Genomic DNA, 23,683 nt, shown 5'->3' with positions numbered 1-23,683 from the left:
ATGTCCGTCATGGGGCAGGGCTAGATTGCCCCGGAGGCGTGACGCAACGACGAGGGATCAGGAGCGAACGATGACAGAGGCGTTGATCAAGGGCGTGGGCGGCAAGGAGCCGCAGGTCGATCCGACCGCCTTCACCGCGCCGACCTCCGTCGTGCTCGGCGACGTCACGCTCGGCGCCCGAGCGAGCGTCTGGTACCACGCGGTGCTGCGGGCGGACTGCGGCCCCATTGCCGTCGGCGAGGACTCCAACATCCAGGACAACTGCACGGTCCACGTCGACCCCGGCTTTCCGGTCACCATCGGCGACCGCGTGACGGTCGGCCACAACGCGACCGTCCACGGCTGCACGATCGAGGACGACGTCCTGATCGGCATGGGCGCCACGGTCCTCAACGGGGCCCGGGTCGGTGCCGGTTCGCTCGTCGCCGCCCAGGCGCTCGTCCCCCAGGGGATGGAGATCCCGCCGGGTTCGCTCGTCGCGGGCGTCCCGGCCAAGGTCCGACGGCCGCTGACCGAGGAGGAGCAGGCCGGTATCCGCCTCAACGCGGAGATGTACCTGCACCTGGCCAAGGGCCACGCCGAGGCGTTCGGGGACTGAGCCCCCGGGTACGCAGAGGGGCGCGGTGCCCGGGGAAGGCACCGCGCCCCTCTGCGTACCGCTGTCGTCGTACCGCTGTCGCCGTACGCGGGTCGTCAGTCCCCGACGGCCGCCGGCACCGGCTCGGCGGACGACTCCGCCTTGGCCGCCGCCTTCTTCGCACGGTTCTTGATGATCAGCATGGAGGCCAGGCCGATCAGGACGGCGAGCACCAGGCCGAGCCAGGAGAAGCGCTTGAGCCAGGCCTCGGCGACGACGCCCACCGAGTAGATGACCGCCGTGGTCCCGCCCGCCCAGAGGATCCCGCCGAAGACATTGGCGATGAGGAACTTCCAGTACGGCATGTGCAGGACGCCCGCCAGCGGTCCGGCGAAGATCCGCAGCAGGGCGACGAAACGGCCGAAGAAGACCGCCCACATGCCCCACTTCTCGAAGGACCGCTCCGCGAGCGCGATATTGGCCTCGCTGAAGTGCTTGGGGAACTTCTTCCCCAGCCAGGCCAGCAGCGGTCGCCCGCCCTTGCGGCCGATCGCGTAGCCGATCGAGTCGCCGATGATCGCGCCGGCCGTGGCGCAGGCGCCGAGGACGTACGGATTGATGTCGCCGTGCTGCGAGGCGAGCAGGGCCGAGCTCACGAGGACGATCTCGCCGGGCAGCGGGATGCCCAGGCTCTCCAGCCCGATCACCACCCCCACCAGCGCGTAGACGGCGACCGCGGGGATCGTCTCCAGCCACTCCTGGACGTGCAACGCGGATCCTCCCGTGTCGATGGCGTGCGCCGCGTCGCGCACGCCGGGGCAGCCTACCTGGTCACAGCGGACGCACCGCGACCCTCGCGAACAGCCGGGGATCACGTGACGAAGCGCCCACCCGGACCGTGCGCCGGCCCGTCCCGCGCACCCAGCCGTGCCGGGCCACGTCCCAGGAGGCGAGGGTGCGGGCGGCGACGGACACCGTCACCCGGCACCGCTCGCCCGCGGCCAGCTCCAGGCGCCGGTAGGCGGCCAGGAGCTGCCGCGGCTGGTCGACGCCGAGCGCGGCGAGGTGGGGCGAGGGGCCGAGGTAGACCTGGGCCACTTCGGTCCCGGTCCGGCCGCCCGTGTTCCGCACCGTGAAGCTGACCTCGAGTCCGCCGTCGTCCGCGGGCTCGATCGTCAGGTCCTCGTAGCCGAACGTGGTGTACGAGAGTCCGTGCCCGAACGGGAACAGCGGCTCCACCCTCTCGGCGTCGTACCAGCGGTGGCCCACATGGACGCCCTCGCTGTACTCCTGGACCCCGTCCACCCCTGGGTAGCGGCGCGGGTCGCCCGCCGTGGGGTGCAGGTCCTCGGCGGCGGGGAAGGTCTGGGTCAGCCGTCCGCCGGGGTCGGCGTCGCCGAACAGGACGGCCGTGGTCGCGGCGGCGCCCTCCTGCCCGGGGTAGTACATCTGGAGCACGGCGGCGCTGCGCTCCAGCCAGGGCATGGCGACCGCGGACGAGGTGTTGAGGACGACGGTGGTACGGGGGTTGGCGGCCGTCACCGCGTCGATCAGGGCCTCCTGGTTGCCGGGGAGCGCGAGGCTCGTCCGGTCCTCGCCCTCGGTGGCGTCCTCGTACGCGAAGAGCACGACGCTCCGCGCGGCGCGGGCCGCGCGCACCGCCTCCGCGACGTCCTCCGCGCGATCGGCTGAGGTGATCGCGCGGAGCCGGAAGAGCTGACCGGCCGGCCCGCCGCGGGCGGAGACGGTCAGGCGGTGGGGCCCGGCGGCGAGGTCGACGGTGGCGCGGCGGACGGCGAGACCGTCCGAGGTGCGCTTCTCCAGTCCTCCTACGAAGACGTCTTCCCCGCCCTGGCGGAGGGGGAAGAGTTCGGTGGAGTCGAGGGTGACGGTGGGCCGGGCGCCGCTGTAGTGGACGAGGAAGGTCCAGCGGTCGGCCTCGGGGAGGGTGAGGGTGCCCTCGTAGCTCCAGGTGGCGCCGGCGGCGACGGTGCGGTTCTCCAGCTCGGTCGGGGGCTCCGGGGCGGGCAGCGGCCGTCCGAAGAGGTCTTCGCCGCTTGTGTACGTGACGGTGGCCCCGGCCCCGGCCCGGTCCCGGATCGCGTCGAGCGGCCGGGCGGCGGAGTCGGGGACCACATGGGCGCTGCCGCCGCCGCTGGCGAACGGGACCGCGCCGGTGGGGCCGATGACGGCGAGGGAGCGGGCGGCGGGGCCGGTGAGCGGCAGGGTCCCGCGCTCGTTGCGCAGCAGGGTGGCTCCGGCGATGGCGACGCGCAGGGCGACGTCGGCGCCCGACGGTGCGTCCCGGTCCGGCGGCGGCGCCTCGTCGAGGAGCCCGAACCGGTCCCGTACGGAGAGGATGCGGCGCACGGCCCGGTCCACGGCCGCCTCGGCGACCCGGCCCTCCCCCACCGCCTGCTTGAGCGCGGCGCCGAAGTGCGCGCCGGACGGCATCTCCATGTCGAGGCCGGCTTCGAGCGCGGGCGCGGTGCTGTGGGTGGCGCCCCAGTCGCTCATCACCCAGCCGTCGAAGCCCCAGCGGGTACGCAGCACATCGGTGAGGAGCACGGGGTTCTCGGTGGCGTACACGCCGTCGATCTTGTTGTACGCGGCCATGGCCGCCCCCACCCCGGCGGCGACGGCGGCCTCGAAGCCGCGCAGCTCGGTCTCGTGGAGGGTCTGTTCGTCGACGTGTACGTCGACGGACGTCCGGTCCCGCTCCTGGTTGTTGAGGGCGAGGTGCTTGACCGTGGCGATCAGGCCCTCGGCCTGGATACCGCGGATCTCCTCGGCGACGAGGTCGGCGGTGAGGAGCGGGTCCTCGGAGAAGGTCTCGAAGTTCCGTCCCGCGTACGGGGTGCGGATCAGATTGACCATCGGGGAGAGCAGCACGTCCTGGCCGAGCGCGCGGCCCTCGCGGCCGATGACCCCGCCGTAGGCGCGGGCGAGGCCGGGATCGAAGGCGGCGGCGAGCATGACGGGGGCGGGCAGGGCGGTGGCGGTGCGCCTGACCCGGACCCCGGCCGGCCCGTCGGCGAGTCGCAGCGCCGGGACGCCGAGCCGGGGCACACCGGGTACGTAGCCCGCCTGGCCGAGGCTCTTCGGGTCGCGGGCGCCGTGCAGCAGGGAGACCTTCTCGTCCAGGGTGAGCCGGGCGAGGAGGTCGTCGACCCGGCCGCCGCGGCGGCGCGCGGGTGTGGCGCGCGCCGGCGTGGCGAGTGCCGGCGTGGCCAGGGAGGCCGCGGCGGCGACGGCCCCGCCGAGCAACCACAGCGCGCCCCTGCGCGGCAGTCGCGTATCGGCCGCGGCCTGCGCGGCGGACCGCTCCCCCGACGGCGCCTGCGGGGCGGACCGCTCCCCCGACGGCGCCTGCGGGGCGGGACGCTCCCCCGACGGCGCCTGCGGGGCGGGACGCTCCCCCGACGGGGCCTGCGGGGCGGACCGCTGCCCCGACGGTGCCGGGCGCGGGCGGCCCTTGAGGCACCCGGAGGCGGCACGGGCGGCGCGACGCTCGTCCGCATCGGCGGACGGATCGGCCGCGGGACCGGCCGAAGGGGGATACGGCTCGCGGGACTCGAGTTCTGACACGGCGCTGCTCCTTCGCACGGGCGCGGATGCCGCGTTGACGCGGTGAGCGCACTATGCGTGACGGCCCGTCATTTTCACCGGAGCCCCGCTGACAAAGCCGCCCCCGCACGCGAATCGGCGTGCGGGGGCGGCTCGGTGCCGTGCCTGTCAGGCGTTGGGGCGCAGCGTCCAGACGACCGTCATCTCGCCGGTCACGGCGCCGTCCTCGCGCGTGATCGCGATGTGGACCGGGAACTCGGGCCGCGCGCCGGCGTCCAGCTCGGCCACGACGTCGGCGGCCGGGCGGCCCAGGGTGGCGGTGGCCGTGACGACGCCCATCGCGAGCTTCTTGTAGCCGATCTCGGCAGTGACGGCGAGCGGCACCGCGCGGCTCAGCTGGTCGCCGAAGGCGGCCAGGACGATCGCGCCGCTGGCGGACTCGGCCAGCGTGAACATGGCTCCGGCGTGCGGGCCGCCGACGTGGTTGTGGTAGTCGGCCTGGTCGGGCAGGCGGACGACGGCACGCTCGGAAGTGGTCTCCAGGAACTCGAGGTTGAGGGTCCTGGCCATGGGAACCGTCGCGGCGAGCATCTCGCCGACGGACATCTGGTCTGCGCTCATACGGCGATGTTACCCGCGGGTAGCAGGGAAGGCCATCCCCGGCGCCGCGCTCCCGCGCGGGGGCGGGCGTAGCAGGGTTCCCGCCACACCTCTATGGTTACTGGCCATGTGGCCAGGACAGCAGCCGCCCGGGGGCGAGCAGAACCCGCAGGATCAGAGTCAGAACCCGTACCAGCAGTCGGGTTACCAGCAGCCGAACCCGTATCAGCAGCCGGGGCAGCCGGGGTACCAGCAGCAGCCCGGATATCCGCAACAGCCGCCGACGCAGCCGGGCTACCCCCAGCAGCCGGCCCAGCCGGGGTACCCACAGCCCAACCCGTACCAGCAGCCGACCGTGCCGCAGTACCAGGTGCCGGGGATGCCGCCCCCGCCGGGCGGGCCGGGTGACGGCAAGAAGAAGCAGACGACCGTCATCGCCATCGTCGCCGCGACCGCCGTCGTCGTGGCCGCCGGTGTCACCGGTTTCCTCGTCCTCGGCAAGGACGACGGCAAGAACACCCAGGCCGGCGACGACCCGAAGCAGCCGACCTCGTCGGCCTCCAGTTCGGCCGCACCGTCGTCCCCGCCGATCGACAACCCGCGCGACGACGCCCAGCAGCAGCCCACGATCCCGGGCTGGAAGGTCGTCCACAACCCCAAGTACGGCACGCTGTTCGACGTACCGCCGGAGTGGGAGCTGCTGAAGCCCGGCTCCGTCACCTTCTTCGAGGACGAGAAGAAGGGCGACGGCTCCCCGGTCGTCACGATGTCCGCGCCCACCTATTACAAGAGCAAGTGGTGCGCGTACGACGTCGACAAGAACGGCACCCAGGAGACCTGGAGCCTGAGCAGCGCGGGCACCAAGGGCGGCCAGGGCGCCAAGGACACCGCGGAGGCCGCGTACAACGAGGCCGGCAACTGGGTGTGGGCCGGCTACGCCCAGCACATGCCCAAGGGCACCATCAAGATCACCAAGGCGGTGCCGTACACCACCAAGTCCGGCCTCGTCGGCAGCATGGCGACGGCCACCGCTCCGGGGATCAAGAAGCGGAACAAGTGCGAGTCGGACGGCAAGTCCGTCGCGTTCTCCTTCAAGAACTCCAAGGGCGACTTCTCGTCGTTCGTGCTCTACGGGGCCGACGGGGTCAAGGACGAGCTGCCGGACGCGACGATCCAGCAGATCCTCTCGACGGTGCGGCTGGCCCCGGCCTCGTCCTGACGGACTCCCCACCGGTCGGAGTGGTCCGGTAATCGGTTTGGCAGGAGGCGGCGGCGACAGGGATAGTCCCGGGGTGAGAACCCCCGCCGCCTCCCCCCGCACCTCCCTGCTGTCCCGCCGCCCCGAGTGGGCCGGCCGCAACTATCTGCTGCTGACCGCCGCCGCGATCGTCACGAACCTCGGGGCCCACGGTGCCCTGATCGCGGCGGCGTTCGCCGTGATGCACTCCGGTGGGGACGCCGGCGACGTGGGTCTGGTGGCGGCGGCCCGCACCCTCCCGCTCGTACTCTTCCTGCTCATCGGCGGCGCGGTCGCGGACCGGATACCCCGGCACCGGGTGATGGTCGCCGCCAACGCCCTCAACTTCGTCTCGCAGGGCGTCTTCGCCCTCCTTGTCCTCACGGGCGAGCCGCAGCTGTGGCAGATGATGCTGCTGACCGCGCTGGGCGGAACGGGCCAGGCCTTCTTCAGCCCGGCGGCCGAGGGCATGCTGATGTCCAGCGTCAGCGGCGAACAGGTCAGCCGGGCCTTCGCCCTGTTCCGGATGGCGATGCACGGCGCCGGCATCGGCGGGGCGGCGCTCGGCGGCGCGATGATCGCCGCGGTCGGGCCCGGCTGGGTCCTCGCGATCGACGCAGCGGCCTTCGCCGTGGCCGGCGCGCTGCGCGCCTTCCTCGACGTCAGCCACATCGCGGAGCGCGAGCCGGGCGGCGGTCTGCTCGCCGATCTGCGCGAGGGCTGGCACGAGTTCATCGGCCGGCCCTGGCTGTGGTCCATCGTGGCCCAGTTCTCCATCGTCGTGGCACTCGTCGGCGCGGCCGAGTCGGTGTACGGCCCGCTGGTGGCCCGGGACCAGCTCGGCGGCGCCCGGCCGTGGGGCATCGCGCTGGCCTTCTTCGGCGTGGGCATGCTCGCCGGCGCGCTGCTGATGATGCGCTGGAAGCCGCGCCGGATGCTGCTCGTGGGCACGCTCGGCGTCTTCCCGATCGCCCTGCCGTCTGCGGCGCTCGCGGTTCCGCTCGACGTGGTGGGTCTCTCGGCCGCGATGTTCGTCAGCGGCGTGGCCATCGAGGTGTTCGGCGTGGCGTGGATGACGACGCTGCACCAGGAGATCCCGGAGGACAAGCTGTCCCGGGTGTCGGCGTACGACTGGTTCGGCTCGACGGCCATGCTCCCGCTGTCCACGGCCCTCGCGGGCCCTGCGGAGAGCCTCTTCGGCCGCAGCGAGGCGCTGTGGGGATCGGCGGCGTTGATCGTGGTGGTGACGGCCCTCGTCCTCCTGGTCCCGGACGTCCGGAACCTGAAGCGCCGCACGAAGGAGGTGCGCGGTTCCGCCGACCACGCGGCGGGCGTGCCCGTTCCGGCGCCGATCGCCGAGGCGCCGCTCGCGCCGGTGCCGGTCGCATCGGTCGCGGAGGCTCGGACGCCGCACTCCGCCGACTGACTTGGCATCGGCGGATCGCGTGGGCGGCCCGGCGGCCCTCAGCCGATGCTGAAGGCTCCGTCCGGCGGCACGGGCGACGGGACCGCGTCCGCGTCGGTCACCGGGCGGGCCGACCCCGTGAAGCGGGTGAGGGTCGCCCCGTACTCCACGCGCGCGGGGAACGCGTCGCCGGCCGCCCGCCGGGCCAGATGGGCCGTGTCGATCTCCTCGTCGGAGGCGATGAGGATCGCGTTGCCGAAGCGGCGGCCCCGCAGCACCGCCGGTTCGGCGATCAGGGCCAGCTCGGTGAAGACGCCCGCGAAGGTCGCCAGTTGGGAGCGGAGGAAGTCGAACGGCGCTCCGTCGGCGAGGTTCGCGGCGTAGACACCGCCCGGTCGCAGCACCCGCCGGGCCTCCCGCGCGTACTCGGCCGAGGTCAGATGCGCGGGCACCCGGGAGCCGCCGAACACGTCGGCGATCAGCACGTCCGCGGACGCGGCGGGCGCGTTCTCCAGCCACGCCCTGGCGTCCGCTCCGTGCACCGTGACCCCCGAGCCCGCCGGCAGCGGCAGGTGCTCGGTGACCAGGTCGAGCAGGCCACGGTCGGCCTCCACGACGTCCTGCCGTGAGCCGGGACGGGTCGCCGCGACGTACCGGGGCAGCGTGAGCGCCCCGCCGCCGAGGTGCAGCACGGCCAGGGGCGCGCCCTCCTCGGCCACGCTGTCGACGACATGGGCGAGCCGCTGCGCGTACTCGAACTCGAGGTGCGTCGGCTCGTCCAGATCGACGTACGACTGCGGCGCGCCGTCGACGGTGAGCAGCCAGGCCCGCTCCCGGTCGACGTCGGGCATGAGCCGGGCGGTCCCCCAGTCGACGTCCCGGATGACGGGTATCTGCTCGTTCACGCTCTCATTGTGCCCACACGGCGGCCACCGCCTTCGCATGGGCGGCGGCCTGGGCCCGTCCGGCGCGGGCGGCGGGCGCCCGGCGGCTCGTGTCGAGCGGGTTGCGGCCGAAGGCCGCCTTGGAGTCGGCGTCCATGGTGATCACCTCGACCCGCGCCCCGGCCGCGGCGAGCGCCGCGCCCTGGCGGGCGGCGGAGACGATGACCTTGTTGCCGGAGGCGTTGGGCGCGATGACGACGACCCGGTCGTAGCCGGCGGCGAGGTGGGCGTTGGCGGTGGAGTGCACCCCACCGTCGATCCAGCGGCGGCCGTCGATCGTGGCGGCCGGTGCGGACGCGGGAACGGCGCAGCTCGCCGTGACGGCGTCGACGATCGTGGCGCCGCTGTCCTTGTCGTAGGCCTTGAGCTCGCCGGTCAGCGCGTCGACGGCGGTGATGAGCAGTCGGCGTTCGGGCCACTCCTCCGCCGCGTCGAGCCGGCGGGCGATGGTCTCGCGGCGCGTGGCCTCGTCGACGGTGGTGGCGCCGAGCGCGAGCTTGCCGAGCTTGCGCCCGTACGCCTCGGGGGTACGGGAGGTCAGGACGGCGATCGCGTAGCGGAGGATCGTTCCGGCGCCCAGCCGGGCCGCGGGCTCGTCCGGGGCGTCGTCGAGCTGGCTTTCGTACAGCTCGGCGAGGGTGTGCTTCCCGGCGGCGAGCAGCGCGCCGACGACCGCGCCCGCCGAGGTGCCGACGATCAGATCCGCGGTGGACAGGTCGACTCCGGCCTCGGCCAGACCGTGCAGGATGCCGAACTCCCAGCCCGCACCCGCCAGTCCGCTCGCGCCCAGTACCAGTGCTGTCTGCGTCATCATCCGAGTGTGGCGCACGGAGTCGGGCCCGCATTCCGCAGGGTGCGGAATGCGGGCCTCCATCCGATCGGGCTCAGCCGACGGTCGTGACCGTGCCGGCGCCGACCGTGCGTCCGCCCTCGCGGATCGCGAAGCCGAGCCCCGGCTCCAGCGGTACGGCGCGGCCGAGTTCGACGGTCATGGTGACCGTGTCGCCCGGGCGCGCGACCGCCGCCTCGCCGAGGTCGACGTCACCGACGACGTCCGCGGTCCTGATGTAGAACTGCGGCCGGTAGCCGGTCGAGACGGGCGTGGTGCGGCCCCCCTCCTTGCCCGACAGGACGTAGACCTGCGCGGTGAACCGCAGGCTCGGTACGACGCTGCCCGGCGCCGCGACCACGTGCCCGCGGCGGACCGTGTCGCGCGCGACACCGCGCAGCAGCAGGGCCACGTTGTCGCCGGCCTCGGCCGACTCCATGGGCTTGCCGAAGGTCTCGACCCCGGTGACGACCGTCTCGGTCTCCGCGCCCAGTACCTCGACGCGGTCGCCCACGCGCACCGTCCCGCGCTCGACGGCTCCCGTGACGACCGTGCCGCGGCCGGTGATGGTGAGGACGTTCTCGACGGACATCAGGAACGGCGCGTCCACGTACCGCACGGGCATGGGCACATAGGTGTCCACCGCGTCGAGCAGCGCCTCGATCGCCGCGGTCCAGCGCGGGTCCCCCTCCAGGGCCTTGAGCCCGGACACCCGGACGACGGGGACGGAGTCGCCGCCGTAGCCGTTCGCGGTGAGCAGCTCCCGCACCTCCAGCTCGACGAGGTCGGTCAGCTCGTCGTCACCCGCGTCGGCCTTGTTGAGCGCGACCACGATGTGGTCGACGCCGACCTGACGGGCGAGCAGGACGTGCTCGGCGGTCTGCGGCATGATCCCGTCGAGCGCGGAGACGACGAGGATGGCCCCGTCGAGCTGGGCGGCGCCGGTGACCATGTTCTTGACGTAGTCGGCGTGTCCGGGCATGTCGACATGGGCGTAGTGGCGGGTGTCGGTCTCGTACTCGACGTGCGCGATGTTGATGGTGATGCCGCGCTGGGCCTCCTCGGGCGCGCGGTCGATCCGGTCGAACGGCACGAAGGTGCCGGTCCCGCGCTCGCTGAGGACCTTGGTGATGGCGGCGGTCAAGGTGGTCTTGCCGTGGTCGACGTGACCCATGGTGCCGATGTTGAGGTGTGGCTTGGTGCGCACGTATGCCGTCTTGGACATGGTTCGCTCGTTCCTTGAGCTCGAAGCGTGTGAGGGGACCCCGGGGCCGGACCGACCCTCCCCCTGTGGGGTCCGCCGGACGAGCCGGGGAGGGTCAGCTTCGGGCGCCGTCGAGTGCGACGGCCGCGAGCGCGGCGGCTGCGAACGCAGCGGCGGCGACGGGCGCGACGGCAGCCTTCGGCGCGGCCGCGACTGCGGGCCGTGCTTCGAGGAAGGCGTACCGGAACATGTCCACGATCATCCCGGGACGGGCGGTCGCCGTCGAACGATTTTCTGCCGTAGGAGAGTTCAGAGGTGCTTGAGCGCCTCGCGCACCGAGAGCGGGGCGAGCCGGGATCGGTTCTGCTCGACGAACGCGCGCACCTCGTCGGGGCCGGTCTTGGCGTACTCGCGCAGGGCCCAGCCGATCGCCTTGCGGAGGAAGAAGTCGGTGTCGCCGGCCCGGCGGAGGCAGTAGGCGAAGAGCCGCTCGGTGTCGGTCGCGTCCCTGAAGCGGAGTTGGTGCAGCAGCGCGGTGCGGTCGACCCACAGGTCGTCGTCCTCGATCCACTCGTCCATCCGCGCGGCCAGCGCCGGATCGGCCGCGACGAGGCCGCCGACCACATGCGCCGCGAGGTGGTCGACCGTGTCCCACCACGAGTCCGTGGTGACGAGGTGCCGGGCGACGGGCAGGAAGCCGGAGGAGCAGCGCGTGACGTGACGGCGCAGGTAGTCGACGGCGAAGTAGTGGTACTCGCGCTCGGGGAGCGCGAAGCAGCGCAGTGCGACGGCGACGCAGTCGGCCTCTTCGGGGCGCGGGGTGCCGTCGAGGACCGTACGGGACAGGGCGCGCCGCTCGGGGGTGCGGATGCCCAGGAAGGGGGCAGCGCCCTTCATGTACGCGACCATCTCCTGCGCCCGGAAGGGGTCGCCGGCCGCCGGGTAGACCTCGGTGAGGCGGGCGAGCACGGTGTCGGCGAGAGCGCTGTCGGGCACGGCGAGCGTCATGCGGCTCACACTACGGCGGATGACGGACATTACGGCGATCACATGGGCCCGTCGGTTACTCTCCCCGGATGCTCGACCCCGTCTCCCGGCCGCCGGGCTCCCTCGCACTGCGCTGCTCCCGGGCGCTGCTTTCGCCCTGGTCGCGGCTGTCGCTGCTCGCCGTACTCCTGCTCGCCGCGGCGACGACCGTGGTGCTCTACGAGCCCCAGCGGCTGCTGTCGGCGGGCTGGCCGCCGCAGATGAGCGGCGTCGGCGCGGTGGTGCTCTTCGGGCTCGCGTACGGGGCGTGCACCGCCGCCTTCGTCCCGCGGCCGATCCTGAACCTGGCGGCGGGCGCGCTCTTCGGCACCCAGGCGGGCCTCGCTGCGGCGGTGGCCGGGACGGTCCTGGGGGCGGGGATCTCCTTCACCCTGGGGCGAGTTCTCGGGCAGGACGCGCTGCGACCGCTGCTGCGGGGACGCTGGCTGAAGGCGGCGGACGGGCAGCTGAGCCGGCACGGGTTCCGCTCGATGCTGGCGATCCGGCTCTTCCCCGGGGTGCCGTTCGCCGCCGCCAACTACTGCGCGGCGGTGTCGCGGATTGGATACGCGCCGTTCCTCCTGGCGACGGGCATCGGGTCGATCCCGAACACGACGGCGTACGTGGTGGCGGGCAGCGAGGCCGCTTCGCCGACCTCGCCCGCCTTTCTGATCTCGATGGGCTTCATCGTCGTGTCCGGCCTCGCCGCGGCGACCGTCGCCTGGCGCAAGCGCCACGGTCTGCGCGCGACGCCCGACCCCGCCACCGAGCCGTCGGAGCCGCGCCCGCTGGCGGGGGTGGGCGCCTCGCAGGAGCGCCAGGGCGTGTCGTAGGCGTCGACGGCGACGCAGGACGCTGCCGCCCCGCGCCCCGACGGCCGGGGCGAGCCGGTTCGGCCGGTCGCCCGCTCGGCCCGCTCGGCCCGCCCAGCCCCGCCCCGCCGGGCACCGGGCGGCCGTGCCGACCGGGCCCGTCCGTCAGAGCGCCTCGACGATCATCGCGTTGGCCAGGCCGCCCGCCTCGCACATCGCCTGGAGGCCGTACCGGGCCCCACGGGCCCGCAGGGCGTGGACCAGGGTGGTCGTCAGCCGCGTGCCGCTGGCGCCGAGGGGGTGGCCGATCGCGATGGCGCCGCCGTGGACGTTGACCCTCGCCGGGTCGGCACCGGTCTCCTGCTGCCAGGCGAGCACGACGCTCGCGAACGCCTCGTTGATCTCGAAGAGGTCGATGTCGTCGAGGCCGAGCCCGGCCCTGCGCAGCACCTTCTCCGTCGCGGGGATCACGCCGGTCAGCATCAGCAGCGGGTCGGAGCCGGTCACCGCGAAGCTGTGCAGCCGCGCGAGCGGGCGGAGCCCGAGCCGTTCGGCCGTGTCCGCCGCCATGACGAGCACGGCCGAGGCGCCGTCGTTGGTGGGGCTGCTGTTGCCCGCGGTGACCGACCAGTCGATCTGCGGGAAGCGCTCGGCGAAGACGGGGTCCTGGAAGGCGGGCCGGAGCCCGGCCAGGATCTCCGGTGTGGTCGAGGGCCGCACCGACTCGTCACGGCGGACGTCCCCGTAGGGGACGACCTCGGTGTCGAAGAGACCGGCGTCCCAGCTGCGGGCGGCCTTGGCGTGCGAGGCGGCGGCGAACTCGTCCATCGCCTCGCGCCCGATCGACCACTTCGCGGCGATGAGCTCCGCACTGACGCCCTGCGGGACCAGGCCCTCGGGGTAGCGCTCGGCGACCCCGGGGCCGAAGGGGTCCGCGCCGGGCGGCACGTTCGACCACATCGGGACGCGGCTCATGGACTCGACACCGCAGGCGACGGCGATGTCGTACGCCCCGGAGATCACGCCCTGGGCCGCGAAGTGCACGGCCTGCTGGGAGGAGCCGCACTGCCGGTCGACGGTGGTGGCGGGCACGGACTCGGGGAAGCCGGCGCCCAGCCAGGCGTACCGGGTGGTGTTCATGGCCTGCTCGCCGACCTGGTCGACCGTTCCGCCGATGACGTCGTCGACGAGGGCGGGGTCGATGCCGCTGCGCTCGATCAGGGCGCTGAGCGTGTGGGAGAGCAGGGCGACGGGGTGGACCCCGGCGAGGGCACCGTTCGCCTTTCCCTTGCCTATGGGCGTACGGACTGCTTCGACGATGACGGCGTCGCGCATGATGACGGCTCCTCGATCACCTGATGAGTTGGAAAAATGGACCAACACCTGCCAGTAACATAGCCCAGCGAGTTTGATTCTCAAACCCTCCCCCTGCGCCCTGCCTTAGGCTGGGCGCATGAAGGCCGCCCCCCGCCCTTGCTCGATCGCCGACGCCCTCACCCTCGTCGGCGAGAAGTACTCGCTGCTCGTGCTGCGCGAGATCTCGCTCGGTGTGCGCCGCTTCGACCGGATCGCCCGCAACACCGGCGCTCCGCGCGACATCCTCACGGCACGCCTGAAGCGGCTGGTCGAGGCCGGAATCCTGGAGAAGGTGCCGTACAGCGAGCGCCCGCGGCGCTTCGAGTACCGGGCCACTCCGGCCGGCGAGGAGCTGCAGCCGGTGCTGCTGACGCTCATGGCCTGGGGCGACCGCCATATGAACCCGCAGGACCGGCCGGTGGTCCTGGAGCACAGCTGCGGCGAGGTGCTCAGCCCCCGGGTCGTCTGCGCCTGCTGCGGCGACGAGGCGGACGCCGCGAGCCTGACCCACCATGTGCGGTCGGCAGGCTGGACGACGACGGGTCCCGTGGAGGGCTGAGGGCCACGGCCGCCTCAGGACCGAGCTCCATGGAGACCCGAGGGCAACAGGGCCCGTGCGGACCTGGGATCGGGGCCGTCACCCAAGGACGGTACGCTGCGCAACGACCGGCGGGCGATCTCCGATCCGACCGCCCTTTCTGACCGCACGAGCACATTCGGGACGGCCCTAGCCCCATGAGTTGGTTCGAATCATTCATCCTCGGACTCGTCCAGGGGCTGACGGAGTTCCTTCCCATCTCCTCCAGCGCGCACCTTCGCCTCACCGCCGCCTTCGCCGGCTGGGAGGACCCGGGCGCGGCCTTCACCGCGATCACCCAGATCGGCACGGAGACGGCCGTCCTGATCTACTTCCGCAAGGACATCGCGCGGATCGTCTCGGCCTGGTTCCGCTCGCTGCGGGACAAGTCGATGCGCAGCGACCACGACGCCCAGATGGGCTGGCTGGTCATCGTCGGCTCGATCCCGATCGGTGTGCTCGGCGTGACGCTCAAGGACCAGATCGAGGGCCCGTTCCGTGATCTGCGGCTGATCGCCACGACCCTCATCGTGATGGGCGTCGTCCTCGGCGTCGCGGACCGTCTCGCCGCCCGCGACGAGATCGGCGGACGGCATCGCGTCGTCCGCGAGCGCAAGACGCTCAAGGACCTCGGCGTGAAGGACGGCCTGATCTTCGGCGTCTGCCAGGCGATGGCCCTGATCCCCGGCGTCTCCCGCTCGGGCGCGACGATCTCCGGTGGTCTGCTCATGGGCTACACCCGCGAGGCGGCGGCCCGGTACTCGTTCCTGCTGGCCATCCCGGCGGTGCTCGCCTCGGGCGCGTACGAACTGAAGGACGCGGGCAACGGCGGCCACGTCTCCTGGGGTCCGACGATCTTCGCGACGATCATCGCGTTCGCCGTCGGATACGCCGTCATCGCCTGGTTCATGAAGTTCATCACGACCAAGAGCTTCATGCCGTTCGTCGTCTACCGGATCATTCTGGGCATTCTGCTCTTCATCCTGGTCGGCACGGACGCCCTCAGCCCCCACGCGGGCGAGTCCGGTCACTGACCGGACCGGAACCGAGATCACCGCACGGGCCGGAGCCCGTCCGCGGCCGGCAGGAGTCGATGGACCGCCGGCGGGCGGACGGGCTCATGTCCGTTCGGGCGGGTACCGGGTTCGCGCCGGATCGGGACGGGTCGCCGGACTCGGGGGGTCTCCGGCGGCTCTTCTCTGGTGCGCGCCTCCCGAAGGGACGCGACGATCCTCCCGCCGGCACGGCTGAGCTGCGAGCGTGTGCACGGCAGGTGTCGACGCGTTCCGTTCACACCCCGTGTGAACCCGGCCGGCGGATCCGCCGGGCGCAATCCGGGCGCGCGTCGCACCCTGGAACCATGGCCTGGCAAGCACCCATCGTCATCCACCGCCCCTCCCCCGACGGCGGGCGGCGCGTCACCGTCCGCGGGCAGATCGTGGGCCTCGCGCACAACGACACGGACCTCGTCGAGTTCCTGCGCCGAGCCGGGCTCGAGGACGCCGACATGATCCTCGACGATCCGCATCTGGTGGAGTGGCGCGGCGGCCGCCCGCACCGGTGGGAGGCCGCCTAGACCGGGCTCGTCACGCCCGGGACTCGGACGTCAGGCCCCGGACTCGTACGGGACCCGGGCGATCTCCCGGATGCCGCCCAGCGTCCCCCACTCGTTCTTGCCGAGCCGGGTCAGCGGCCGCATGAGCGTGATCTCGGGGTGGCCGTCCACCATCACGGACTCGTCCACCGCCGCGTGCACCACCCGACCGAAGACGACGGTCGAGTCCCCGATCCGCAGCGTGCTGTGCAGCTCGCACTCCAGCGCCACCGGCGCGTGCGCCACCCGCGGCGGCTTGACCCGTAGGCTCGGCTCGCGTTCCACCCCGCAGGCGTCGAACTCGCTCACCCCGCGCGGGAAGTCCGTCGCCGTGGCGTTGATCTGCTCGAAGAGCGGCTCGGGCGCGAAGTTCACCACGAAGGCCCCGGTGTCCTCGATGTTGCGCAGCGAGTCCTTGCGGCCCACCGAGGTGAACTGCACCACCGGCGGGGTCACCGACGAGATCGTGAAGAAGGAATGCGGGGCCAGATTGTCCGTCCCGTCGGCCGAGGTCGTGGAGATCCAGGCGATCGGCCGGGGCACGACGGTGGCGGTGAGCAGCCGGTAGAAGGTGTTCCGGTCGCTCCGGTCGGGATCGATGTCGATGCGCATGACGGAAAGTATGACCGGGATCCGACCACGCCCACGCCGCACGGCTCTTGGCCCCGCGGCTCCCCCTGCCCGACACTGAGCCGATGACGCAGCGCGTGGATCTCGCGACCGTGATGGACCGGCTGGCCATCGACGACCTCGTCACCGGGTACGCGGTGGCCGTGGACGACTCCGACTGGACGGGCTACCGGGCGCTGTTCACCCGCGACGGCACGGCCGACTACCGCGGTTCCGGCGGCGTCGAGGGCCCGGCGGCGGAGGTGGCCGACTGGCTCGCGGAGACGATGCGGCTGTTCCCGGTGCGCCAGCACCTCATCGTGAACCGCCGGGTGACCATCCAGGACCTCGGCGGCTATCCGGGGGACACCGCGGAGGTCCACGCCGACTACGTGAACCCCATGCGCTTCGAATCGGGCGAGGACTTCGTCTGTGGCGGCCGGTACGCGTTCTCGCTGCTCCGGACGGACGCGGGCTGGCGGCTCCGTTCGGTCGTCGTACGGGAGAAGTGGCGCCGCGCGTAGGGACCGCGCGGCGCACACTGGAGGCGACACCTGGAGGCGCGGCGTGGGGATTGCGTTCGGCCGTGGCGGCACCGGCGCGGAGCACGGGCCCGGTGGCGGTGCCCGGCGCCCGCACTGGGCCCGTACGGAAGCCCGGGAAAGCGCCCGGGCGGGCTCAGGGGCCGGGGACGGCCCACCCGGGGACGGGCCGCCCGAGGACGCGCCGTCTCGCGCCGTGCGGACACCGCGTCGCGGCGCCCGCGCCGCGCTCGCGGTCGTCGCCGGCGCCCTGCCCGCGCTCGCCTTCCCGGCTCCCGCACTCTGGTGGCTCGCCTATGTCGCCCTCGTCCCGTGGCTGCTGCTGCTCCGCACCGCGCCCACGGCGCGCCGCGCCGCCCTGGAGGGCTGGCTGGGCGGCATCGGCTTCATGCTGGCCATGCACCACTGGCTGGCGCCGAGCCTGCACGTCTTCCTGCTCGTACTGGCCGCGCTGCTCGGGCTGTTGTGGGTGCCCTGGGGATGGCTGGTGCGGGCGATGCTCGGCGACGGGCCGTCCGGTCCGCGTGCCGTCGCCGCGCTCCTGGTCATCCCCTCCGGCTGGCTGCTGATCGAACTGGCCCGTTCCTGGGAGGCCTTGGGCGGGCCGTGGGGCCTGTTGGGCGCGAGTCAGTGGCAGGTCGCGCCGGCGCTGCGGCTCGCCTCCGTCGGCGGTGTGTGGCTCGTGTCCCTGCTGGTGGTGGCGGTCAACACGGCCGTGGCGCTTCTTGTGGTGTCGGCGGCCGCCGTACGGATCACGGCGCTGGTGGGACTCGTGGTGTGCGCGCTCACCATCGGCGTGGTCTGGTGGGGCACCGCACCACCACGGGAGCAGGGGACGGCGCGGATCGCCGTCGTGCAGCCGGGGGTGTACGACGGGTCCGGCGGCGCCGAGCGGCGGTTCGCCCGCGGCGAGGAGCTGACGCGTGAACTCGTCGGCCGGGACCTGGACCTGGACCTGGTCGTCTGGGGCGAGAGCAGCGTCGGCGCCGATCTGGCCACCCGCCCCGACCTCGCCGCCCGGCTGACGGCGCTCTCCCGCGCGGTGGACGCGCCGATCCTCGTCAATGTGGACGCCCGCCGCTCCGACCGGCCGGGCATCTTCAAGAGCGCCGTGCTGATCGGGGAGAAGGGCCCCACCGGCGACCGGTACGACAAGATGCGGCTCGTGCCGTTCGGCGAGTACGTCCCGGCCCGCGGCGTCCTCGGCTGGGTGACGTCCGTCGGCAAGGCGGCGGGCGAGGACCGGCGGCGCGGCACCGAGCCCGTGGTGATGACCCTGCCGGCCGACGGCGCCGAGCCTGCGCTGCGGATCGGTCCGCTGGTCTGCTTCGAGTCGGCCTTCCCCGACATGTCCCGTCGGCTGGCCCGCGACGGTGCCGACGTGCTGATCGCCCAGTCGGCGACCTCGACCTTCCAGGACAGCTGGGCGCCCGCCCAGCACGCTTCGCTCGCGGCGCTGCGCGCGGCGGAGTCCGGTCGGCCGGTGGTGCACGCGACGTTGACCGGCGTCAGCGCCGTGTACGGCCCCGACGGCAGCCGGATCGGTACGACGCTGGCCACCGACCGCAGCGCGGCGGCCGTCTACGAACTGCCCCTGGCCCGGACGACCACCGGCTACGCAAGCTTCGGCGACTGGCCGCTGTACGGCGCGCTGACCGTGCTGGCGGCGCTGTGCGCCGCCGAGGGCATGGGGGCGCTCAGGAGGCCTGTGTCAGAGCTTCGCGCACCACGCGCTCGCACAGCTCGTGGGTCGACAGGGCGTCCCGGGCACTGAGGTGCTTGCCGGCCCGTACGGCGTCGAGGAAGGCGATGACGGCCTGCTCGATGCCGCGCTGGCGGGCCACCGGCACCCAGTCCCCGCGTCGCCGGACGGTCGGCTGACCCTTGTGGTCCACGACGTCCGCGAGGTTGAGGACCTGGCGCTTGGTGTCCTGGCCGGAGACTTCGAGGATCTCCTCGGTGGAGCCGTTCATCCGGTTCATCATGCCGATGGCGGTGAATCCGTCGCCGGAGAGCTGGAGCACGACGTGGTGCATCAGTCCGCCGCGGATCCTGGCCCGTACGTCGGTGTGCTCGACCTCTCCCGGCAGCAGGAAGCGCAGGGTGTCGACGACGTGGATGAAGTCGTCGAGGACGAGGGTGCGCGGGTCCTCGGGCAGCCCGATCCGGTTCTTCTGCATGAGGATCAGCTCGCGCGGGTGGTCCAGGCACTGCTCGTAACTGGGGGCCAGGCGCCGGTTGAAGCCGACGGCCAGGCTCACCCCCCGCTCCTCGGCGAGCTCCACGAGCCGCTCGGAGTCGGCGTACTCGTACGCCAGGGGCTTGTCGACGTAGGTCGCCACACCGGCCTGGAGGAGCCGGGTGGCGATCTCGGCGTGCGTGGCGGTCGGCGCGTGCACGAAGGCGGCGTCGAGGCCGGCGGAGAGCAGCGAGTCGAGGTCGCTGTGGCGCCGCACCGCCGGTACGTGGTGGGTGTCGGCGACCCGCTCCAGGGTGGCCTTCGTCCGCGTCTGCAGGTGGAGTTCCACCCCGGGAAGGGCGGCGAGGACCGGGAGATATGCCTTCTGCGCGATGTCGCCGAGTCCGATGCAGCCGACCTTCACGGGGTCTCCCTAGCGCTGGGTGATGTGTCGTTCGCGGTTCTGTCCTTGGCGGATCTGCCGTTCGCGCTGGTCAGCTTACTCGCGGGCGGTCCGCGGCGACCGGCGGTCGCCAGTCGGCGATGCCGTCGAAACCGCGCAGGACGAGACCCGGGCCGAAGCGCGAGACGGCGGCGATGAGCGCGTTGCGCAGGGCGACGGCGGGGCGGGCGGAGAGGAGGGTCAGCCGGCCGGTCCGGGCGGCCTTGCGGACGATCGCCATGGTGCGCGGCAGCCGGTCGGCGGTGTACGCGGAGAGTGCGCGGCTCGGCGGAAGTCCCCGGCCGGAGTGGTGGGCGAGGACGATCGCGTCCTCGATGGCCTGGTTGCCGCCCTGGCCGAGCGTGGGCTCCATGGCGTGGGCGGCGTCGCCGAGCAGGGCGACGCGGCCGCGGTGGAAGGCGGGCAGCGGTCGGGGCATGTGGTGGACGTCGTGGCGCAGGACGCCGCCGGGGTCGACGGCGGCGAGGATCTCGGGCACCGGGTGGTGCCAGTCCCCGAACAGGCGCAGGAGTTCGGCCTTCTCGTCGTCGGGGGCGTGGGCGCCCTCGGGGGCAGCGGCCATCGCGTAGGCGTAGACACGGCCGTCCTTGAGGGGCTGGGTGCCCCAGAGTCGGCCCGGTCCCCAGGTCTCGTGCGGGGCGAAGGGGCGGTCGGGGGCGGGCACGACGACGCGCCAGGTCGTGAAGCCGGAGTACTCGGGACCCGCGTGGTCGGGGAAGAGGGCGCGGCGGACCGCGGAGTGGATGCCGTCGGCGCCGAGGACCAGTTCGGCCTCGATGTCCCCGTCGCCGGTGCGGACGACGGCGGGCCGGTCGTCGTCGCCGGGGTCGGCGAGGGACGCCGTCACTCCGGTCCGTACGACTCCGGCGGGGAGGGCGGAGGTGAGGATCTCCACGAGGGTGGCGCGGTGGAGCAGGACGAGGGGTCCACCGAAGCGCGCGGCGGCGGCCTTGGCGCTCGTACGGGCGAGCCAGCGGCCGTCGGGGGCGCGCATGCCGCCGTCGCCCTGCCAGGCGGACAGCTCGCGGACGCGGTCGCCGAGCCCGATGACGTCCAGGGCGCGCTGGGAGTTGGGGGCGAGGCCGATGCCGGCCCCGACCGGCTCGAGGGCGGCGGCGCGCTCCAGGACGGTGACGTCCCAGCCGCTCCGCTGGAGGGCGACGGCGGCGGTGAGTCCGCCGATGCCTGCTCCGATGACGACGGCACGGTGCTGTTCCATGACTGCTCCCTCGGAAACTACAGCTGTAGTGACTTCTCGACCGTACTACAGCTGTAGTCGGGTCGGTAGTAGGTTGACCCCATGACCGCACACACCCCCGGATCCGCCCCCGAACCCCTGGCTCCGGACTCCCCCGCCGCGCCCCTCTCCCGCGCCGAGCGGATCGGCGACGCCGCACTCGATCTCCTCGTCGAAGGCGGGATGCGCGGACTCACCCACCGGGCCGTGGACGAGCGGGCGGGGCTGCCGCAGGGCTCGACCTCCAATCACGCGCGCACCCGCCAGGCGCTTTTGGAGACCGCGGTCCGCCGTCAGGTCGAGCTGGAGGCCCGGGTTCTCACCCCGCACGAGATGCCGGGGCCGGACGCGGGCGCCGGAGAGCTGGTGGACGCACTCTCGCTCGCCCTGCACCGGTACCTCACCGACCACCGGGCGCTGCTCGTCTCGCGCTACGAACTCGCCCTGGAGGCCACCCGCCGCCCCGAGCTGCGCACCTTCTTCGACACGGCCGGGTTGGCCTTTCACGGGCCGTTGATCGCGATGATGGCGGACGCCGGCTCACCCGCCCCCGAGCGGCACGCGCTGTCCCTGATCGCGTGGTGCGAGGGGCTGATGTTCTCCTGCGCCGCGGGTTCGTTCCACTCCTCCGTGCCGAGCCGAGCCGAACTGCGGGTCGGGTTCGACGAGTTGCTGCGCGGCATGCTGGGCGGGTAAACGGCGCCGGATCCCCTGGCGCCCGCCACGATCACGGGCGACCGAGCGGCCTCTGCGTGCATGGAGCCATTGAATAGACGAGACGGTTAGTCTAGTGTCTTGACTAGACGCAACGGTAAGTCTCGACTGTGCCCGCGTCCGTACCTCAGACCGCTCACGAGAGGCCACGATCAGTGGGGAACTCAACCATCCGCGCCGGCGACCTCGCCGGTGCACCGGCGAGGGCACGAGGCGGCGGCCTCGCCGTGTTAGGCGTCGCCTTCGCCTTCTGGATCACCATGGCCGGCACGACCGCGCCCACCGCCCTCTATCCGATCTACGGCGAGGTCTTCGGCATCACGCCGTTCACGGTCACCGTCGTCTTCGCCGTCTACGCCGTGGGCGTGGTGGTCGGACTACTGGTCTTCGGGCGACTCTCGGACCAGGTGGGACGCCGACCCGTCCTGCTGACCGCGACCTTGCTCTCCGTCGCCGCGGCGATCGTCTTCATCTACGCGGAGGGCGTGACCACCATGCTCATCGCCCGCGTCGTCTCCGGGTTCTCGGCCGCCCTGGTGACCGGCGCCGCCACCGCCTCACTCACCGAACGCCTCGGGCAGGACAGCCGCGTCAAGCCCGCCACCCTGGCCCTGTTCGCCAACATGGGCGGCCTCGCCTGCGGCACTCTCCTCGCGGGGATCCTCGCGGACGTCACGCGGTCCCCACTGCGCACCCCCTGGGTCGTCATGCTCGTCCTGGCCGCCGTCGGTGCGCTGGCGGTGGCGATGAGCGGGGAGAGCTCCACGCACCGGTCCAAGGTCTCCCTCCGGCTCCAGCGGCTGCACATCCCGGGCGAGATCCGGTCGGACTTCCTGCGCTCCGCGATGGCGGCGGGTGCGGGCTTCGCGGTGCTCGGCGTGCTGACCGCCGTGACGGGACTGTTCCTCGGCACCGTGCTGCACGAGTCGAGCCACTCCCTGACGGGCCTCGTGGTCTTCGTCGCGTTCGCCTGCACCGCCCTCGGTCAGCTCCTGGTGCGCGTCCTCAAGGCCGGCGTCGCCCTGCCGACGGCGTGCGCGGGGCTGATCGTCGCCTCGGCCCTCATCGCCACCGCGATGGCGACGAGCACGCTGACGCCGCTGCTCATCGGGGCCGCCGTGAACGGACTGGCGACAGGTGTCGCTCTCGGCCACGGCATCGGCAGCATCACCACGCGCAGCGCTCCACAGCATCGCGGCGCGTCGGTCTCCACCTTCTTCGCCATCCTGTACTCGATGCTGGCGGTGCCCGCCGTGGGCGTCGGCGTCCTGATCCGCGAGACCAGCCTGCGTCCGGCGGGCGAGACGTTCAGCGCGGTGGTCGCGGCACTCGCGCTCGGCGTCCTGCTCAGCCTGGTCCGCACGGGCCGGAAGACGGGGTGAGCCGTGACCGCCGCGAAGCTTCCCGGCGGACCGGCCGACACGGCTGTGCCAGAATCACCACAGGTCACGACTCGAAGGGTTGAGGGAACCATCAGCACTACGCGGAAGCCACGACCGGCCTGCGAACAGACCGATGTCGTCAGCCGAACGGGCCCACGCCGCAGCGAGAGCGTGCGGCTCGCGGTGCTCCACGCCGCGGACGACCTCCTGGTCGAGCGAGGTTTCGCCGCCCTGACCATCGAAGGCATCGCGCAGCGCGCGGGCGTGGCCAAGCAGACGATCTACCGCTGGTGGAAGTCGAAGGTCGACATCCTTCTCGACACCCTCATAGACGATGCACGCGAGGCCCTGGAGTGGCACCCGGGCCACGGCAGCTCCGAGGAAGAGCTGAGGGCCCAACTCCGGCGCGTGGCCGACTTCTTCGAGGAACCGGCCGGCCAGGTGCTGCAGGCCCTCATCGGCCAGGCCCAGCTGGACGCGGACACGGCCGGCTCGCTGCGGGACGGCTTCCTCCGGGAGCAGCGCGAGCGCGACACGGCCGGCCTGCGCGCGCTCCTCGCCCGCGATGACGACGCCGCGGTCGACGGGCGGAGCGTCGACCACCTCGTGGATGTTCTCCTCGGCCCCCTGTACTACCGCGTGCTCGTGTCGGGTAAGCCCATAGACAAGGAACTCGTGGACGCCACCGCCCGACTGGTGCTCACACTCGCCAGAGAGCAGAACCGTCGCGATTGACCGGCAGTTCGGCAATTCGGCAGTTTGATGATTCGGCAGTTCGGCAGTTCGGGTTGATCGCCGTATGCGAGTGGCTCCCGGCACGCCTGCCGGG

24 protein-coding genes are annotated in these 23,683 nt (G+C 72.8%); 12 read left to right on the top strand and 12 right to left on the bottom strand.

Annotation, left to right across the window (positions count from 1 at the left end):
* Positions 1–70 precede the first annotated feature (70 nt).
* On the top strand, positions 71–598 hold the full coding sequence (locus ACFV9D_RS04075; protein ID WP_385140534.1) for a gamma carbonic anhydrase family protein: 528 nt from the start codon (positions 71–73) through the stop codon (positions 596–598).
* Between the two features lie 95 nt (positions 599–693).
* Here the strand turns inward: ACFV9D_RS04075 and ACFV9D_RS04070 are convergent, their stop codons facing one another.
* The 3 genes from ACFV9D_RS04070 to ACFV9D_RS04060 form a co-directional block, all read right to left on the bottom strand.
* Positions 694–1,347 (bottom strand): DedA family protein, encoded by a 654-nt coding sequence (locus ACFV9D_RS04070; protein WP_385141521.1) that lies wholly within the window; start codon positions 1,345–1,347, stop codon positions 694–696.
* A 61-nt stretch (positions 1,348–1,408) separates the two neighbouring features.
* On the bottom strand, positions 1,409–4,165 hold the full coding sequence (locus ACFV9D_RS04065; protein WP_385140531.1) for a glycoside hydrolase family 3 C-terminal domain-containing protein: 2,757 nt from the start codon (positions 4,163–4,165) through the stop codon (positions 1,409–1,411).
* A gap of 147 nt (positions 4,166–4,312) precedes the next feature.
* Complete coding sequence (locus tag ACFV9D_RS04060; RefSeq protein WP_329123227.1) at positions 4,313–4,765, bottom strand: DUF4442 domain-containing protein; 453 nt, start codon at positions 4,763–4,765, stop codon at positions 4,313–4,315.
* A 106-nt stretch (positions 4,766–4,871) separates the two neighbouring features.
* Here ACFV9D_RS04060 and ACFV9D_RS04055 point away from each other — a divergent pair, with 106 nt between their 5' ends.
* Complete coding sequence (locus ACFV9D_RS04055; protein ID WP_385140528.1) at positions 4,872–5,963, top strand: hypothetical protein; 1,092 nt, start codon at positions 4,872–4,874, stop codon at positions 5,961–5,963.
* Positions 5,964–6,036: 73 nt separating this feature from the next.
* Positions 6,037–7,407: an MFS transporter gene (locus tag ACFV9D_RS04050; RefSeq protein WP_385140525.1), complete on the top strand. Its 1,371-nt coding sequence runs from the start codon at positions 6,037–6,039 to the stop codon at positions 7,405–7,407.
* Between the two features lie 38 nt (positions 7,408–7,445).
* Here ACFV9D_RS04050 and ACFV9D_RS04045 read toward each other — a convergent pair whose 3' ends face one another.
* The 5 genes from ACFV9D_RS04045 to ACFV9D_RS04025 all read right to left on the bottom strand — a co-directional run bounded on the left by ACFV9D_RS04045 (position 7,446) and on the right by ACFV9D_RS04025 (position 11,371).
* Positions 7,446–8,291: a spermidine synthase gene (locus ACFV9D_RS04045; RefSeq protein WP_385140522.1), complete on the bottom strand. Its 846-nt coding sequence runs from the start codon at positions 8,289–8,291 to the stop codon at positions 7,446–7,448.
* A 4-nt stretch (positions 8,292–8,295) separates the two neighbouring features.
* The gene (locus ACFV9D_RS04040; RefSeq protein WP_385140519.1) at positions 8,296–9,141 is read right to left on the bottom strand and encodes a patatin-like phospholipase family protein; all 846 of its coding nucleotides are present in this window, start codon (positions 9,139–9,141) and stop codon (positions 8,296–8,298) included.
* A gap of 73 nt (positions 9,142–9,214) precedes the next feature.
* On the bottom strand, positions 9,215–10,384 hold the full coding sequence (gene tuf / locus ACFV9D_RS04035; protein WP_385140517.1) for an elongation factor Tu: 1,170 nt from the start codon (positions 10,382–10,384) through the stop codon (positions 9,215–9,217).
* Between the two features lie 94 nt (positions 10,385–10,478).
* Positions 10,479–10,613, bottom strand: a complete 135-nt coding sequence (locus tag ACFV9D_RS04030) for a hypothetical protein (protein ID WP_329123215.1) — start codon at positions 10,611–10,613, stop codon at positions 10,479–10,481.
* 59 nt (positions 10,614–10,672) lie between these two features.
* A complete protein-coding gene (locus ACFV9D_RS04025) occupies positions 10,673–11,371 on the bottom strand; it encodes a DNA alkylation repair protein (RefSeq protein WP_385140514.1) in 699 nt (232 codons plus the stop codon).
* A 68-nt stretch (positions 11,372–11,439) separates the two neighbouring features.
* Between ACFV9D_RS04025 and ACFV9D_RS04020 the strand changes: the two genes are divergently transcribed.
* The gene (locus ACFV9D_RS04020) at positions 11,440–12,222 is read left to right on the top strand and encodes a TVP38/TMEM64 family protein (RefSeq protein ID WP_385140512.1); all 783 of its coding nucleotides are present in this window, start codon (positions 11,440–11,442) and stop codon (positions 12,220–12,222) included.
* A gap of 144 nt (positions 12,223–12,366) precedes the next feature.
* On the opposite strand, the gene ACFV9D_RS04015 is transcribed toward ACFV9D_RS04020, so the two are convergent.
* A complete protein-coding gene (locus ACFV9D_RS04015) occupies positions 12,367–13,536 on the bottom strand; it encodes a thiolase family protein (protein ID WP_385140510.1) in 1,170 nt (389 codons plus the stop codon).
* A gap of 118 nt (positions 13,537–13,654) precedes the next feature.
* Here ACFV9D_RS04015 and ACFV9D_RS04010 point away from each other — a divergent pair, with 118 nt between their 5' ends.
* The 3 genes from ACFV9D_RS04010 (at position 13,655) to ACFV9D_RS04000 (ending at position 15,710) form a co-directional block, all read left to right on the top strand.
* Positions 13,655–14,116, top strand: a complete 462-nt coding sequence (locus ACFV9D_RS04010) for a winged helix-turn-helix transcriptional regulator (RefSeq protein WP_385140507.1) — start codon at positions 13,655–13,657, stop codon at positions 14,114–14,116.
* Positions 14,117–14,292: 176 nt separating this feature from the next.
* Positions 14,293–15,168, top strand: coding sequence for an undecaprenyl-diphosphate phosphatase (locus tag ACFV9D_RS04005; protein WP_385140504.1), 876 nt, complete (start codon positions 14,293–14,295; stop codon positions 15,166–15,168).
* A gap of 326 nt (positions 15,169–15,494) precedes the next feature.
* The gene (locus tag ACFV9D_RS04000; protein ID WP_329123203.1) at positions 15,495–15,710 is read left to right on the top strand and encodes a hypothetical protein; all 216 of its coding nucleotides are present in this window, start codon (positions 15,495–15,497) and stop codon (positions 15,708–15,710) included.
* A gap of 30 nt (positions 15,711–15,740) precedes the next feature.
* On the opposite strand, the gene ACFV9D_RS03995 is transcribed toward ACFV9D_RS04000, so the two are convergent.
* Positions 15,741–16,340 carry a flavin reductase family protein gene (locus ACFV9D_RS03995; RefSeq protein ID WP_385140501.1) on the bottom strand — a complete coding sequence of 200 codons (600 nt, stop codon included), beginning with the start codon at positions 16,338–16,340 and terminating at the stop codon, positions 15,741–15,743.
* Between the two features lie 83 nt (positions 16,341–16,423).
* On the opposite strand from ACFV9D_RS03995, the gene ACFV9D_RS03990 reads away from it, so the two are divergent.
* The gene (locus tag ACFV9D_RS03990) at positions 16,424–16,861 is read left to right on the top strand and encodes a nuclear transport factor 2 family protein (protein ID WP_385140498.1); all 438 of its coding nucleotides are present in this window, start codon (positions 16,424–16,426) and stop codon (positions 16,859–16,861) included.
* A 214-nt stretch (positions 16,862–17,075) separates the two neighbouring features.
* Positions 17,076–18,653, top strand: coding sequence for an apolipoprotein N-acyltransferase (lnt, locus tag ACFV9D_RS03985; RefSeq protein ID WP_385140495.1), 1,578 nt, complete (start codon positions 17,076–17,078; stop codon positions 18,651–18,653).
* On the opposite strand, the gene ACFV9D_RS03980 is transcribed toward lnt, so the two are convergent.
* Together ACFV9D_RS03980 and ACFV9D_RS03975 are read right to left on the bottom strand one after the other, a co-directional pair.
* A complete protein-coding gene (locus tag ACFV9D_RS03980; RefSeq protein WP_385140492.1) occupies positions 18,577–19,482 on the bottom strand; it encodes a Gfo/Idh/MocA family protein in 906 nt (301 codons plus the stop codon). The genes lnt and ACFV9D_RS03980 overlap by 77 nt on opposite strands.
* 70 nt (positions 19,483–19,552) lie before the next feature.
* Positions 19,553–20,740, bottom strand: a complete 1,188-nt coding sequence (locus ACFV9D_RS03975; protein ID WP_385140490.1) for an FAD-dependent monooxygenase — start codon at positions 20,738–20,740, stop codon at positions 19,553–19,555.
* Between the two features lie 81 nt (positions 20,741–20,821).
* On the opposite strand from ACFV9D_RS03975, the gene ACFV9D_RS03970 reads away from it, so the two are divergent.
* From ACFV9D_RS03970 to ACFV9D_RS03960, 3 genes are all read left to right on the top strand, one after another.
* Positions 20,822–21,454 carry a TetR/AcrR family transcriptional regulator gene (locus ACFV9D_RS03970; RefSeq protein WP_385140487.1) on the top strand — a complete coding sequence of 211 codons (633 nt, stop codon included), beginning with the start codon at positions 20,822–20,824 and terminating at the stop codon, positions 21,452–21,454.
* 245 nt (positions 21,455–21,699) lie between these two features.
* Positions 21,700–22,854: an MFS transporter gene (locus ACFV9D_RS03965; RefSeq protein WP_385140484.1), complete on the top strand. Its 1,155-nt coding sequence runs from the start codon at positions 21,700–21,702 to the stop codon at positions 22,852–22,854.
* 171 nt (positions 22,855–23,025) lie between these two features.
* Positions 23,026–23,589 carry a TetR/AcrR family transcriptional regulator gene (locus tag ACFV9D_RS03960; RefSeq protein WP_385140482.1) on the top strand — a complete coding sequence of 188 codons (564 nt, stop codon included), beginning with the start codon at positions 23,026–23,028 and terminating at the stop codon, positions 23,587–23,589.
* Positions 23,590–23,683: the final 94 nt, after the last annotated feature.

Origin of the sequence: Streptomyces sp. NPDC059875 (genome assembly GCF_042731085.1) — a bacterium.
In the GTDB taxonomy this organism is placed as follows: domain Bacteria; phylum Actinomycetota; class Actinomycetes; order Streptomycetales; family Streptomycetaceae; genus Streptomyces.
The sequence above is the reverse complement of the archived record's forward strand: the minus strand, read 5'-3'. Positions and strand labels throughout refer to the sequence as shown.